The sequence below is a fragment of the Micromonospora sp. PRAS1 genome (assembly GCF_059553435.1).
On sequence record NZ_JCANNB010000038.1, the window covers coordinates 1 to 14698 of the forward strand.

Below are 14698 nucleotides of genomic sequence, written 5' to 3' on the forward strand. Positions count from 1 at the left end.
GGCCGCCGATTCGGACGCCGAAGGAGCGATTGGATCCGGCGAGATTCCGAGCGTGGCAGCCACTCGCAGACTCACGGCGTCCAGTAGGTCAACAATCCGCAATGCCTCGTCGAGTCCGATCCGGCCCGCGCCAGCTTGCTCGACCAATCGCTTTGCTTCGTCCAACTCCTTCAGAGCGCTTCTAGCCGCCATGCCGCGCCCTCCGGGAAGCTGGGACTGACGTACGGCTTCCTCAATAACGGCCAACACACGTGCGACTGCCGCATCAAACAGAAGTTGGAACTTCTCGCCAACCTCCTGCTCTGCGCTTGTAGTACTGAAAGATAGGCGATCATCGTCGTACTCGGTGGTCGAAAAAGCCGCAAGATTCGCTTCCTTTTGTCCATCATCAACACTCTGGTCTGCTGCTGCGGCAAACATTTTAACGGCACTCACAGCGTCTTGCACACAAGCAAAGAATACGAACGGTACGGCTTTTCCTGAGCGTTCGGCTCGTTCGAGCAGATCCGCCGCATCGCTTACGGACCTCAATGCCGACTCACGGTAGCTTCTGCCAACGCGCTCCACTTCGCCGGTCACTTCGAATGCGGAGCTAACAATGTTGGTGATACTACTGAGGAAGTCGACGAATGCTCGTGCAGGGTACCGAGGGTTGCTGATATGCGGCCTTAACTTCTCGTCCAAGTCACTGTCACGATATTCAAGCGGCAGATCGGCGTCAGCAGCACAGTCACTCAGTCTCAGGAAGGCCCAGCCTATGGGTGGTGGTCCCCAAGCAGGATCGGGCCGCCAGTCCACTGTGGGCGTCCAGTCCGGTGGCGCCTCTGGCCAGTTCGGCGGAGCTGTCCACCGCAATCCAGTCGCAACATATAGATGCGGACTGCCTGATTCGCTATGAGACATAACGTTCAGTATATGCCGACGTTTAGATTATGTCGACGGGTCAGCAGCGCGGGCCACGAAGGCCGTAGCGACGAGGCCGAGGGTAATTCCTAAAGGCGGCTTAGATGACTCAAGACCACCCGATCACTGTCCTAATTCGAACCCCACCATCCAAATCGATAATATGCTCTTGCGAAACGATTCGCTGCGCCAAGCAAGAAGGGGGCGTGCGGCTACGACGGTCGCCACCCCGCGTCGATCGCATCCTGAACTCGCTTAGTGAACACTGCGTGAGCTTGCCGATACTCGCTCTCTCGATCCGCCCTGTAAAACGGGGCTGCATATCCTTCCGGCACCGGATGCCGTTGAGGGCTAGCCAGGTGCGCCACAAGCTGCTCGAAATGTTCCTTTACCTGCCCATTTCCGAACGCATATGGATCAGCCGAAATTCTGCGACCTCGCGCATCAAACCACATCTGGCTCTCACGCTCGGTAAGTATGGGATATCGGGATCGCAGAAGCGCCAAGAGCTCCTCAACCCCAATCCCCAGCCACACTGCGACCAGTGCGTCAATCTCGACTAAGGCAGCGCGGCGACTCCGCTCAGTCCGATACGGAACTTGTCGATTCCATCCCGGCCCGATACCACTTCCGGGAGATGGCATTCCGGCCGAATCTACCGTCCACCCCTCATTGAGCCAATCATCCATAAAAAGCTCCGACCACAGTGGCGAGTAGGCGGATGTCAGACAATTAAGCCGAAGCACTCGCAGCAATAATGCCGATACTAAAGGGTGATCCGGCTGCGGCATAGGCATACTTCTAGCTTCACTGTGCTGCAAATCTGATCGATTCGTTATTCGGACAAAATAATCCAAGACCAGCGAGGCCCAAAAGCCACAAGCAAGAACAGTCCGGAGATTGTCAGCGAACGCCAGACTATGGACGGCATGCACATGAGACGGGCCAGGGGGAATCAATGCCGCAAAAAGGGACCTCTCCGTATTGAAAGCGATCATCTTTCGCCAAGCAAGGCGATAATACTGTGTGCACCGACGCCCACCCCATTCATCCTGAGCAGCATGAAGCTCTGCCTCTTCGCCAACTGCAACGTAGTTCGTCAGCGGTATAAAGTGGTCTGGCAGCGCGGTGAGGTCTACAATCTGCCAATCATTATTGCTTCGGTATGGCTTGCGGGGAACTTTTGCAATCGGAGTTGCAATTCCGAAATGTGGACCTTGAAGAACGACCCTGTCCAATGAGGCTGGAACCTCCTGCCTCCACCGTATGAGCCCTGCCTGCTTGGCACCGTTCTCGTGGTAACCGCTACTTATATATGCACCCTGACCGACACGCGACCCAAAACGAGCGAGCGCCGAAATCGCCTCCCCCTCCTGCTTCGTGATCGGATACAGCAGCGGTGTTTGTTCAACCGGGAGGTCCGAGCCTCTCAACCTTCGCCAGCCGGCAAGTACACCCTTGTCAACCTCTACGACTCGCATCGTGTGCGGTCGAATATCCCACTTTCCGTTCTGTCGCTGTCCGGGAACAGGGCCACCCCCCTCGTGAAGGAGCGATTCCAAAAGAACAGTCGGCCCGAAAAGTCGACTGAGGTGCTTGAACCTTACAGGACCACGAAATCCATAGATATGCACACCAAACTCAATGTTTCGACTAGCATCCTCGAAAGCCCAGTTGGCAACGTTGATGAAACCACCGTGAACCTTGAGATGCTTGTACGCTTCCTCGCGTAGAGCACCCTCCCTTGCTCCCCCGAAGTGGGTGTCAGGATGCACTAGGCCAGCAGCACCACGAGGCGCGAGGTGCTTCCAGACTCGACACATGAATGCTCGGTACAGGTCAGGCTGAGTTCCCGCAAGCAGCGGGTAGCTTGCGGAGCTACTGAGAAAATTAGCGACAGCCGAGTTGGCTGCCAGTTCTATCAAAAAGACTCCACGAAATTCTCTCCGGTTAAGCAATAGCTCTCGGCGTTGGCGCCAGTCTGCAACCGACGGCTTTTCGATAAGCCGAAACCACGGATCGGGTTCGGCTAGTACCACGTCTTCCTTCCACGTGGGACGCACCCAAGGCGGATTGCCCACCTGGAGGTCGAAGCCGCCCTTGGCGAACGCCTGCGCAAACGTTAGTTCCCAATGGAAGAAGCCCTGTTGGTTGGCGATGTATTCGGTGGTGAGGAGCCACGGGAAGCGGTCGGCCAGCGTCAACGGCGAGTCCACGCCAATCACGCCGTCGAGTTTCTGCTCGAAGTCGCTCATCTCGGCGAGGCTGGTGAGCTTGCGGCCGTAGAAGGCTTCGGTCGCCTCGTCGGCGTCCGTGCGGCCGATCAGGGCTTCGGTAAAGGTTAGCCAGTCGTCCAGGTTGGTCAGGGGGACCTGTTGGCGGAGTTGTTCGGCGACGGTCATCCGGCGCGTGCCGCCGGTGGGCTTGGTGGGGAGTCTCATCTGCTGCGGCTGGACGTTGCCGAAAAGGTCCGCGGCTTCGTAGGCGGGCTGTTCGTCGTACGCTGGCTGGTCTTTGACGTGGGTGACCTGGACGGGGGCCGGCGGGTACGCGTCGGTGTCGGAGCCATCGAGGAGACCGACCTTGTCCAGGGGCCAGAACCAGAGCGCGCACCAGACGTCCATCAGGGTCTTGAGTCGCCAGTACGGAGTGCCGGGCGCGGTCAGGTCGGCGAGGATGCGGTCCCGGGGCACCGCCTCGGTGACCGGCGGCAGGTCGTCGGCACCCCAGACGGGGATGTCGCGGCGGATCTCCCGCTCGGAGATGGCGAGGCGCTGCTGCACCAGACCCCACAGGAACTCGACCCGACGACCCAACGCCTGGAGGCGTTTGACCTGGGAGTTTTTGCCCTTGGCGGACGGGGTGCGCTTCATCGCCGTACGCCAAGCTTTCAACCGCGCGGTTTCGGCCGGCGCCAGTTCGCGGGCTTCCTTCTCGCCCGCTACCGCGCCCCAGCCGTCGGCGGGAAGCAGGAAGTGGTGGATGGTGTCCGTGTCGATCGGGCCGTCGCGGAAGGGTTTTTCCTGCGGGGCGGTGGTGAGCCAGGACTTGTCGGCGAGTTGCTTTGCGTCGTAGGTCTTGCGTCCGCAGCCGATGAGGGAGTTGCCGCGTTGCAGGTGCAGGCCGAACCAGGGGGCCTGGAGGCCGGCGTGCATGACGTTGAGCCAGAGGGAGACCTCGGCCAACTCGACGGCGGTGCGGTTGAGGTCTACGCCGTAGCAGTTGTGCAGGGCGATGTACGCCTTCACCCGCTGGAGTTCGAGGTGGTAGTCCTCCGGGTCGAGGGTGCTGTCGAGTTCCTTCTGCCGGCGGCGCAGGTATTCGGCGGCGACCTGGTTGATGGCCTCGTTGAGGAAGGCGCCGGAGCCGAGCGCCGGTTCGCAGATCGTCCAGTCCAGCAGCTCACGGGCGGGCGTGACCGTGTCCTCCTGGTCGAGGCGGTACTTCAGGGCGAGCTGGACGGTGACCTCGGTAAGCGACTGCGGGGTGTAGTAGGAGGCGCTGGTCTGCCGGTCCCGGCCGGCGAGCCGGTAGACGAACTGGCCGGGGTCGTAGCTGACCCGGCTACGCACGCCCGTGTAGGCGTTCTCGCGGTAGACGAAGACGTTGTCGTCGTACTCGTCGGCCTTGGAGGCGGGGATCATCCACGAGCCGTCCTTCGGGTCGCCGTTCTTGGCGACCTCGTAGAGCTGCTCGGTGGCGACGAAACCGGTGTACGACATCAGGCCCTCGTAGACCGCGCCGAGCTGGTTGATGCCGAGTTGGGCGTACGAGATGAAGCCGCCGCGTCGCCGCTTGCTGCCCTTGGTGAGCATCAGCCGGCGCAGCACCTCGTAGAGGACCTTGTTACGCAGCCGGGTGTCGATGGTCGGGGCGTCCGCGTCGTCCTCGTCGTCGTCGCCGGGGGCGGGGATGAGCTGGCCGATCAGGCGGGTCTTCTCGGGCAGGAAGAGGTCCGACTTCATCGGCTCGAAGCGCAGGCCCTCGCCCTCGCTGGCATTCTCCTCGACCTCGGTGCCGCCGCGCGGGCGGTGGCCGTCGTTGACCATGCGGAACAGCAGGTCCAGCGACTCGTAGAGGTGGGTGCCGTCCTTGGCGGAGGGCGGCAGAGGGCGGGAGACCAGGTCGCCGATGCGGGCCAGGCTGTAGCCCTCGACGTACTGCGGATCGTTCACCGGCAGCACGCCCAGCTCCGGTCGCGCCTCGGCGTAGAGCAGGAAGAGGATCCGGTAGAGGTAGCGCAGCGCCTCGCGGCCGAGTTCCTTGGCCAGCTCGTCAAGCATCATCACCTGCTGCGGCTGGTAGCCGGCGGCGCGGATGCGGTCGAGCACCTCGTTGGCGATGAGTTCGACGGAGACCTTCAGGCCCTCGCGCAGTTCGCTGGAAACCCCGACGGCGTGTTGGCGGGAGCCGGCGACCAGGTCGGCGAGGGGTTCGGTGCCGCCCTCGGCGGGCGGGCGCAGCGAATCGGCACCGAAGAGGGCGGCGACGACGTCGTACTCCCGGTCGTCATTTCGGGCGTACGCGGTGTCCAGGCTGACGGCCAGGTATCGGCCCTCGCCCCAGGCGGCCCGGTCGGCGAGAGTCACCACTCCCCCGCTGAGGATCAGCACATAGCGGGGTGGCCGCTCGGTGGCGAATAGCCAGGAGGCGAGTTTCGCGCCGGTGGTGATGGTCTCGTTGCCGGGCAGGGTCACCGGGTCCAGCAGCCGGCCGGCGCCGTCCGGGTCCTGGGCGGCCTCGGTGTCGACGGCCCAGCCGCAGTCCAGCGCGACGATGCCGTGCGCGGTGCCCAGTTCGGCGTACGCGACGGTGATCTCCTGCTCGTGGCCGGCGCGTTCGACGGTGATGGTCTGCCGATGCGGCTCGAAACCGAGGGCTGCCAGCAGTTGGTCGTGCAGTTTGCGGAGCCGTTCCGGGTCGAAGAACTCCTCGTCGGCAAGCTCGGTCTTGGCGTCGAAGTAGGGGCGGCGCAGGCTCCGCAGGCCGGTGCGTGGGGTCTGCTGGTTGGCCTTCTCGGCCTTGGTCCAGCCCTTGACCAGGTCGCTGTTCTTGAGCGTGGTGGGCAGGATCTCGGCGAGGTAGTGCGCGGAGAGATATTCGCCGCGGTTGGTCAGCGACTCGAAACTCATGCTTGCACTCCGTGCTCTGCGGCGGGGACGAGGACGGCGAGGACGCGGAGCAGCGGTGCGCCGTCGGTTTCCAGGCGGTCGAGCAGGTCGTGCTGCTCGGCGACGGTGGCGTCGACGCGCTGACGGCGACGTTCGCGGTGCGCGCCGGGCAGTTCACCGAACAGACTGGCCTGCTGGAAGGCGGCCAGCCGTTCCCGGTGGCGGCGCAGCGGCTCGGCGTTGGCGGCGTCGAACTCGGCGCGTTTGCCTTCCAGGTGGTCGCGGGCGGCGGCCACCACCCGCGTCAGCAACTCGCTCAGCGGGGCGGTGTCGATGGTCTCGGCCCGGTTGACCATGTCGGGGCCGACCCCGGCCGCCCGCAGCACCTCGTCCATCGGCGCGATGGTGGGCTCGCCGGGCAGGCCGGAGACGGCCATCCACTGCACCACCGTGGGTTGACCGAGCCGGTTGGCGTAAACGCCCTGGATCAGGAAGGTCGGGTCGGTCACGTCGGCGGTGAGCACTGGGGCCTGCTGGCGGCCCAGCCGGATCAGCACCTTGTCGACGAGCCAGTCGACCATCGGGTGCACGTCGCTGAGGAAGGCGATCTCCGGCCACATCGGGGTCTTGCGCTGCCGGGCCTGGTCGAGCTTGCGTTGGGCCAGCGGACGGTCGAAGGTCACCTTCAGCCGCAGCTGCTCGCCCTCACGGTGGGCGCGCAGGTAGGAGCGGGGCAGGTCGGTGAGCCGGTGCACCAGGTCGTCGGGGGCGAGGAAGGTGAGCAGTTCGTCCTCGCGGCGCAGGTCGATACGGTCCTCGGGCCGGTCGTCGTAGACCTCGTGCAGGGCGACGTCGACAAAATCCCGGGTCGAGTCGAAGAGCTTCGGCACCCGGGCCTGCGGCAACTCGGCGGCGACCGGGGCGGAGCCGACATCACCGAAGAGGTCGGCAAGCACATCCACCTCGACGTGCGCGTACGACTCGTCCACGGTCCTGCCGTGCAGCAGGTCGCGGACCAGGCGGTCCTCCTCGGCCTTCGCGTCGTAGAGGCCGGTCGCGGCCTCCACGCTGCCGAGGGTTCGGTGCGCTGTTTCCTCTCGGCGGAGAAGCACTTGGGAGACCGTGCGGTCGTCCTTGGCGTCCTCGCGGGCGGAGGTGAGGATCAGCGCGCGGAACTGCGGCTGGTGGCGCTGCCCGTAGCGGTCGATGCGGCCGTTGCGCTGCTCGATCCGGATCAGGCTCCACGGGATGTCGTAGTGGATCAGGTGGTGGCACTGCTGGTGCAGGTTGACACCCTCGGAGGCCACGTCGCCGGTGAAGAGCAGCCGCACCCCGCTGCCGGCCAACTCGAACTCCTGAAGGATCGTCTGCTCGTCTTTGTCGGCCACGCCGCCGTGCAGCACCCTGACCGCGTCCGGCTTCAGCCCGAGCAGCCCGGGGACGGTCCCGGCGAGCCACTTGATGGTCGGCACCCGCTCGGAGAAGACCACCGCCCGGGTGTCGCTGCCCCGGCCGACGCCGATCCGCTTCAGCTCCTCGACCAGGTGGCGCAGCTTGCTGGAATCCTGGTCGGTCATCGCCGAGGTCAGCTCCGCGAGCCGGTCCAGCGCCGCGCTTTCGGTGCCGGTGGCCTTCTTGCGCCGGTTGGTCACCGTCTCGTGCAGCGCACGGTGCGAGGAGAGAAAAGACTTCAACAAGGTGTACGGGAAAAGCCGGTGCTGGCCGGTGACCGCCTCGTCGCTCCACTTACCGGCCAACCACACGTCGGTCAGCTCGTCGAAGATCTGCTCCTCGATCTCGCCGGCCGGGCAGGGGATGGCCTGTGACGGGCCACGGTCGGCCCAGCGGTCGCCGATCTGGTCGCGTACCTCCGGGCTGATCTTCGTACGCCGCAGGTAGAGGTGGGCGATGTCGCTGGCCTGGTAGTCCTTCGGGTTGGCGATGGCCGCCGGGTCGAGCAGCGAGATGAGCTGTGCGAAGGACTCCTTGTCGCCGTTGTGCGGGGTGGCGCTGGCCAGCAGCAGCGCGTCGGTCTTCGCGGCCAGCCGGCGGGCCAGCTCGTTGCGCTTGGTGCCCTTGTTGATCAGGTTGTGTGACTCGTCGATGACCACCGCGTCCCAGGTGGTGGCGTCGAGGTGGTGGCCGAACTGGCCGGCGTCCTTGAGCGTGTCGACGGAGATGATGGCCCGCTTGAAGTGGGTGAACGGGTTACGCCCGGCCGGGATCTCCTGCTGGATGCGCTGGATGCCGGTGGAGTCGAGGCGTACCAGCGGGATGGCGAACCGGGTCCACAGCTCCCGCTGGAACTGTTCGAGCACCTGCTGCGGCGAGACCACCAGGATGCGGTCGCCCCGACCCCGGCGGATCAGCTCGGCCAGGATCAGCCCGATCTCCAGGGTCTTGCCCAGGCCGACCACGTCGGCGAGCAGGATCCGTGGGCGCAGGCCAGCGAGGGCCAGCTCGACCGGGCGCTGCTGGTAGGTGAGCGGGTCGAGCAGGAACCGGTCGGCCAGCGCCAGGCCGCGTTCGGTACGCGGCAGGGGCGTACGCCGCAGCACCGCCTCCAGGAACAGTCGACTCTGCCGGAAACGGGAGGAGGTGTCCCGGACGAGTTGGGTCTCCTCGGGGCGCATCGGCGCGACGGCGTCAAGGGCGGTGAAGAAGGTGGCCTCGACGTCCTGGACGAACTCGGAGACCCCGACCGCTTTGATCATTGTGCCGTCGGCGGTGCCGGTCTTGACGCTGCGTACCAGCCACTCCTCGTCGCGGACGACGATGCGGGAGCCGGGCGCGAAGGTCGCGCCCTGGGGGGTGGTCATCGGTGGTGCGGCCTTCCTACAGGGTGGATCGGCGGGCGTACTGGTTGCGCAGCTTCTCGACCAGCCAGGTCACGTCGACCGGCGGGCCGCTCCCGGGCCGATCGGGGTCGACCTTCGTGGGTGCGGGCTCCGCGACGGTGCTCGTCCCCTCTTCGAGGGTGTTGCCCTGCTCGTCTTCGAGGGTGTTGCCCTGCTCGATCATCCGCGGGGCCTCGGGATCCTCGTGCGGGTCCTGAAGATCCGGTGGGACCAGCAGTTCCGTCGCGCTGTCGTAGGTGCGCGCGGCGACCTCCTGCCGCAGGTCGTGGACGTTCCTGCCGCCGGTGGCGGTGGCCACGGCCAGCAACCGGGCCTGGACGTCGGCGAGCGCCGGCCGGGCGGTCGGGTCGAAGGCGAGCATCGCGCCGAGCAGCTGCACCAGCTCGGCCGGTACGCCGGAGAGGTCGGGCAGGTCGCTCGGTTCGGTGATCCGCAGCAGCAGGTTCCACGAGTTGGTCGGCGGATAGAGGGCGTGGCCGGTAAGCGCGAAGACCAGGATCGCGGCCAGACCGTAGACGTCCACCGCTGGGCTGAGTTTCCGCTCGCCGCGGACCTGCTCCGGTGACATGTAGGCCGGGGTGCCGACCATGGCGCCCGGCTCGGTCAGGTAGTCGTTGCGGTCGATGAGTACCGCCAACCCGAAGTCGATCAGCTTCGGGCCGTCCGGGCCGAGGATGATGTTCTGCGGCTTGAGATCCCGATGCAGCAGCCCGGCCTGGTGCACCTTGCCCAGCCCTTCGGCGAGCATCGCACCGGCCATCGCGGCCAGCGGCAGCGGCAGCGGGCCCCGGGCGTCGACGTGCTGGCGCAGGGTGGCGCCGGGGACGTACTCCACCGCCAGCCAGGCCGGATCGCCGGTGGCGTCGGCGTCCTCGAGGCGCGCCACCCGGGAGCCGAAGACCAGCTTGAGACTCTCCACCTCGGCGGCGAACCGGTCCCGGATCGTCGGCGTCTCGATCAGGTGCTTTCTGATCACCTTGAGCGCGACCCGCTGGGCGATCGGCGACACCGCGAAGAAGACGTCACCCATGCCACCGGACCCGAGCGGCCTGACCAGCGTGTAGCCGCCGATGTTGCCCAGCGTCATCCGGTCCCCTCCACAATGGCCCCTGCCCCCAGAAGCGTGCCCCTGTTCGCGGCACGCTCGGGCCGCACGAACGCATGACCGTACAACGCTGTGCCATCGAGAGCTACCGTCCCTTTGGCGCGTTACGGCACCCCGACGGACCACAGTCGACAGTGTGATCCGCCTCCGACCGGCGCGGATCCGCCGACACCAGGGGGTGTCACACCAGCGTCGGATATCCGACCGAATGTGAGCCGTTGTCAGTTATTCGGCGTCAACCTGGATCACCGGGGTCTGCCCGGTCGGCGAGTCGGCGCCGAGGCAAGATTCATACTCCGCTAGGCTCCGGAGTATGAGTCGGCGTGTGACGATCTCCGTGCCAGATGACGTGGCGGAACAGCTAGACGCGCTCCCAGCCCGTCAGGTGTCCGCGTACGTCACCGAGGCGCTGCGCCGTCGCCGGATATCCGACGACATGCGGGCCGCGCTCCGGGCAGCCGGGCACGGCGAGTTCCCGTACGACCCCGCCGGGTCAGCCCAGCGACTCGCCGCCCACCAGGTCACGCCGGAGGCTCGTGAGGCGGCCGTCGCCCGGGTCGCCGGGCTGCTGGGCCGGTCGGCCGAGGAGCTGCGCTCGGAGCTGAACGACGCCTCGGCGGCATGAGCCGGGCCTACTGGGTGCTCGACACCGGCGCGCTGCTGGCGTACGTGCAGGGGGTGCCGGCCGTCGGCGAGGCGCTGGTCGCGGTGGCCGACGTCGAGGGAACGGTGGCGGTGCCGCTGGCCTGCCTGTTGGAGGCGTACAGCCGGCTCGACCCGACCGAGCATGAGCTGCTGCGAATGCTGCGCCGGAATCCGGCCGTGGTCACCGTCGTGCCCACCCTGAATCTCGACGACGGCGACGAGGCACCGACAATCGGTGGCCTGGCTCGGCACACCGGTCGACTCGGCTCCGCGCACGCCGCCTGGCTGGCGATGGTCAACCAGGCGGGCGTCGTGACCTCCCACCCCGACCAGATCCGGACGGTGCTCGGTGACGGCTGGGAGATCCTGGAGGTCTGAGCTCAGCCCGGTGCTCCGTCTGGCCGGATGGTGCCCCGGGCCAGGCCGTCGGCGGTGAGCTGGACCAGTTCCGCGCCGAGGGTCGCGGCCTGCCGTAGCGCCGACTCGAAGGCGTCCAGCCGGCGGAACGCCTCGCCGTGCGTACGCTGCTCGGCCAGTGGGAGCCGGCGGACCTGGGCGCGGCGGATGTCGAAGCGCAGCGTGCCGGAGAGGCTGGACGCCTGCTTCTCGTTGGTCGAGGTACGCAGCTGCCCGGCCAGGAACCACGGATCCAGGGTCGCCGGGTTGGGGCGCAGCAGGTAGAGGTTGCGCCCCAACAGGACGCCCTCGACGGTGACCACCCGGGCGGTGAGCTGCCGGGCGACCATCGGCACCACCACGTCGCCGGCCTTGAGCGGGATCTGCTGGCCGAGTCGGCCGTCGTCGCGACCGGAGGGTGGTTCGCCGCCGAGCACATCCTGAACGGTCAGCACCAGCGGGCCGCTTCCGGCCGGATCGCCGGCCCCGGAAGAAGCGTCGGTGGCGGTGGCGCGGATCGGGCCGAGCAGGTGCAGCGCGCCGGAGCGGGCCAGCTCCCCCACCGTCAGGAAGTCGCCGTCCGGCCCCTCGGGCAGGGGCCTGACCTGCGGCATCAGCGCCGGCAGGTCGCCGACGACGGCGGCCAGTCGCTCTCTGGTGCGTACCAGTTGTTCGCCGGTGGCCTCGCCCGCGACGGCGGGTTGCCGGCGTGCGGGGGTGAGGTCGACCTCCTCGTCCAGTAGCTCGATGACCGGTACCGCGCTGGCGAAGCCGGCCTGGTCGACCTCGGCGTCCGCGTCGAAGGTGCGCCAGGCGTCGAGGATGCGCGGGGCGGTCGCGGCCAGGTCGCCGGAAGCGGCGTCGACAAGCAGCGTCCGCGCCGGTGGTGGCGCGTCGGGCGCGGGCCGGCGCAGCACCCACAGGTGCAGGGGTACGCCGTGCGGCGCGGCCACCCCGGCCGGCAGCGCGATCACCGCGCGCAGTGCGCCCCGGCGCAGCAGTTCGGCGCGGATCCGCCGGCCGGCGCGGCGGCTGGCCACGGTGGGCGGCATCAGCAGTACGGCGTGCCCGCCGACCCGCAGGTGGGCCAGGGCGTGCTGCACCCAGGCCAACTCCGGTTCGGTACGCGGGGTGGTGCCGACGATCCAGCGTGGGTCGTGGCCGAGTTCGTCGTCTCCCCAGTTGGTGGCGCCGAACGGCGGGTGGCAGAGCACGGTGTCGAAGACGCGACCGGGGTACGCGTCGGCGCGCATCGAGTCACCCACGCTCACCTCCTCCGGGACTTCGCGCAGGGCCAGCCAGAGTCCGGCGAGCCGGGCCAGGTCCCCGTCGAGTTCCTGCCCGTACGCGGCGGTGCAGCCGGCGCGCACGGCGGCGCGCAACAGGGCACCGGTGCCGGCGGCCGGGTCGAGGACGGTGCCGGGTGGCGCGGCGGCGGAGTCGCCGACCCGACCAGGGCCGACGCCGGCCAGCCCGACCATCAGGTCGGCGAGGTCGTCGGGGGTGGCGAAGGGGCGGCCGGGGCCGGGGGCGGAGAAGCGTTGCCAGAGGGCGTCGAAGGCGTCCTGCGTGCCCAGCTCGTCGGCGAGCGTGTCGATCTCGGGCAGCAGCGGTGCCAGGTGGGGGTCGGCTGGCCGGGGGCGTTTACCGCGTTGCCGGGCCAGCAGCAGCGTCCCGACGGCGGCGAGGCCGGCGGCCGGGGAGTCGGCGGCCGGTGCGAGGCGGCGCCAGAGCCGGTCGGCGGTGGCCAGCTCGGGGAGCTTGCCCTGGGCGCGTAGCCACTGCTCGACCTCGGTCAGGTCGAACTCGGGGCTGGTCGCCGTCCCGCCCACCGGGGTCGGGAAGTCGGCGTGCCGTTTGCGCCAGTTGCTGACCGCAGCCCGGCCAACCCCGGCGAGCCGGGCGATCTCCGCCGCCGTGATGGTCGCTGTTTCCTGCACCTTCGCAGTGTGTCACACCCGTCAAGCATCATATCCGTTGACAGCGTTCACGGATGATGCTCTTATTGACGCCGCCACGTTCACATCGGGAGGACAACGATGCGCAAGACCACGACCTTCGCCCTGCTCGCCACCGCCCTCGTCGCGCTCGGTTGCGGCGCCGGAGCCGCCGAGGAGGTCGGCAGCGCCGCCGGTGGCGACACCGCCGCCGACACCGCCGCCGGCAGTGCCGAGAAGCCCGCCAAGGCGGCGAAGATCGGCGACGCGGTGCGGGACGGAAAGTTCGAGTTCACCGTCAAGTCGGCCAAGTGCGGTGTCCGCAAGGTCGGCAACGACCTGCTCGGCGCCAAGGCCCAGGGCCAGTACTGCCTGGTCACCCTCAAGGTCAAGAACATCGGCAAGGAGGCGCAGCTCTTCGACGGCAGCAGCCAGAAGGCGTACGCGGCCGACGGCACCGAGTACTCCACCGACGGCGAGGCGGCCCTCTACGCCAACAAGAACGCCGAGACCTTCCTCAACGACATCAACCCCGGCAACCAGGTGACCGGCGTCGTTGTCTTCGACATCCCCAAGGACGTCACCCTCACCGAACTCAAGCTGCACGACTCGCCGTTCTCCGGCGGCGTCACCGTCGCCCTGAGCTGAACCCACCCACCTCTCCGAGACCTTGGTCCGCGAGCGCCCCCATAGGGGCCGTTCCGGACCAAGATCCAGGGCTGATGGCCCGCCGCCGCGTGGCGGAGGCATTCGATCCGCACCCTCGCGCGGAAGCCCTGGTCGCGGCGTTTCTCCGCGACTGGCACGCCGCCAGCACGACCTGACCGGCCGCGCGCCGCCAGCACGAGCCAACCAGCCGAGCGTCGCCAGCACGAGCTGACCGGCCGAGCGTCGCCAGCACGGCCTGCGCACCGAGCGCCAGGCCGGCACCGCCTGAGCAACCGAACGTCAACCAGTTCACCCCCGGAGGGAGCACCGGATGAAGTTGCAGCCGATGGTCATTCGTCAGCGTGGGGTCGTGGGCGTGGGTGGCTGGGTCGGGCCCGGCCGCGCCGCCGGTTGAGTGGGCAGACAATGCCGCAGGAACAGGAACAGGAACAGGAACAGGAGCCGCGGCCGGGCGACGAGCAGGTTGTCGCGGACCAGGGCATGACGCGCCGGTACGTGCGGGAGCGGCTCGCCGAGTTGCCGGCCGGGCCGGAGGAGGCCGACGCCCGACTGCGGGGCCTGCTGGAGATCTACGAGGAACTGAACGCCAGCGGTCATCCGGAGCCGTTGACGCTGCTGGCCGGGGTGCTGGGCATCCCGGTGGAGACCCTGGTCCTGCACCTGCGTGCCGCCAGACGTCGGTGAGCGGGATAGCCCCGGCCGCTGGCCGCAAAGCTGGCACAAATTTCTGATCTCCCCTGCGGATCTTGGTACGAATCCGCCCCCTGCGGCGCTCTTACCAATAGCCGCCACCAACTCAGGAAGGAGGCATCCGATGAAGTCGCATCTCGTCCCCTGCCCGGGCGGGGAGGTCGTCCCGGACCGGATCGTGACGCGTCGGTACGTGCAGGCGCGGCTGGCCGAGCTGCCGGCGCGGCCGGAGGACGCCGACGCCCGGCTGCGCGGCCTGCTGGAGATCTACGAGGACCTGAACGCCGGCGGTCATCCGGAGCCGTTGACGCTGCTGGCCGGGGTGCTGGGCATCCCGGCGGAGGTGCTGGTCATGCACCTGCGTGCGGCCGGGCGCAGGTGAGC

10 protein-coding genes are annotated in these 14698 nt (G+C 67.6%); 5 read left to right on the forward strand and 5 right to left on the reverse strand.

The window, feature by feature from the left end; translation table 11 throughout:
• From AC507J_RS26570 to AC507J_RS26585, 4 genes are all read right to left on the reverse strand, one after another.
• On the reverse strand, positions 1 to 684 hold a 684-nt coding region (locus AC507J_RS26570), incomplete at its 3' end, for a hypothetical protein (protein WP_496292203.1).
• Between the two features lie 431 nt (positions 685 to 1115).
• Positions 1116 to 6035, reverse strand: coding sequence for a DNA methyltransferase family protein (locus AC507J_RS26575; RefSeq protein WP_496292205.1), 4920 nt, complete (start codon positions 6033 to 6035; stop codon positions 1116 to 1118).
• Positions 6032 to 8833: an SNF2-related protein gene (locus tag AC507J_RS26580; protein ID WP_496292207.1), complete on the reverse strand. Its 2802-nt coding sequence runs from the start codon at positions 8831 to 8833 to the stop codon at positions 6032 to 6034. Before AC507J_RS26580 ends, AC507J_RS26575 begins: the two co-directional genes overlap by 4 nt.
• 16 nt (positions 8834 to 8849) lie before the next feature.
• Positions 8850 to 9959, reverse strand: a complete 1110-nt coding sequence (locus tag AC507J_RS26585) for a serine/threonine-protein kinase (protein WP_496292209.1) — start codon at positions 9957 to 9959, stop codon at positions 8850 to 8852.
• Between the two features lie 331 nt (positions 9960 to 10290).
• Between AC507J_RS26585 and AC507J_RS26590 the strand changes: the two genes are divergently transcribed.
• Together AC507J_RS26590 and AC507J_RS26595 are read left to right on the forward strand one after the other, a co-directional pair.
• A complete protein-coding gene (locus tag AC507J_RS26590) occupies positions 10291 to 10602 on the forward strand; it encodes a hypothetical protein (protein ID WP_496292211.1) in 312 nt (103 codons plus the stop codon).
• The gene (locus AC507J_RS26595; RefSeq protein WP_496292213.1) at positions 10599 to 11000 is read left to right on the forward strand and encodes a hypothetical protein; all 402 of its coding nucleotides are present in this window, start codon (positions 10599 to 10601) and stop codon (positions 10998 to 11000) included. The genes AC507J_RS26590 and AC507J_RS26595 overlap by 4 nt, the downstream gene beginning before the upstream one ends.
• A 2-nt stretch (positions 11001 to 11002) precedes the next feature.
• On the opposite strand, the gene AC507J_RS26600 is transcribed toward AC507J_RS26595, so the two are convergent.
• Positions 11003 to 12958 (reverse strand): N-6 DNA methylase, encoded by a 1956-nt coding sequence (locus tag AC507J_RS26600; RefSeq protein WP_496292215.1) that lies wholly within the window; start codon positions 12956 to 12958, stop codon positions 11003 to 11005.
• A 99-nt stretch (positions 12959 to 13057) separates the two neighbouring features.
• Between AC507J_RS26600 and AC507J_RS26605 the strand changes: the two genes are divergently transcribed.
• The 3 genes from AC507J_RS26605 to AC507J_RS26615 all read left to right on the forward strand — a co-directional run bounded on the left by AC507J_RS26605 (position 13058) and on the right by AC507J_RS26615 (position 14696).
• On the forward strand, positions 13058 to 13603 hold the full coding sequence (locus tag AC507J_RS26605) for a DUF4352 domain-containing protein (RefSeq protein ID WP_496292217.1): 546 nt from the start codon (positions 13058 to 13060) through the stop codon (positions 13601 to 13603).
• A gap of 426 nt (positions 13604 to 14029) precedes the next feature.
• On the forward strand, positions 14030 to 14308 hold the full coding sequence (locus AC507J_RS26610) for a hypothetical protein (RefSeq protein WP_496292219.1): 279 nt from the start codon (positions 14030 to 14032) through the stop codon (positions 14306 to 14308).
• A gap of 130 nt (positions 14309 to 14438) precedes the next feature.
• Positions 14439 to 14696 (forward strand): hypothetical protein, encoded by a 258-nt coding sequence (locus AC507J_RS26615; RefSeq protein ID WP_496292221.1) that lies wholly within the window; start codon positions 14439 to 14441, stop codon positions 14694 to 14696.
• Positions 14697 to 14698: the final 2 nt, after the last annotated feature.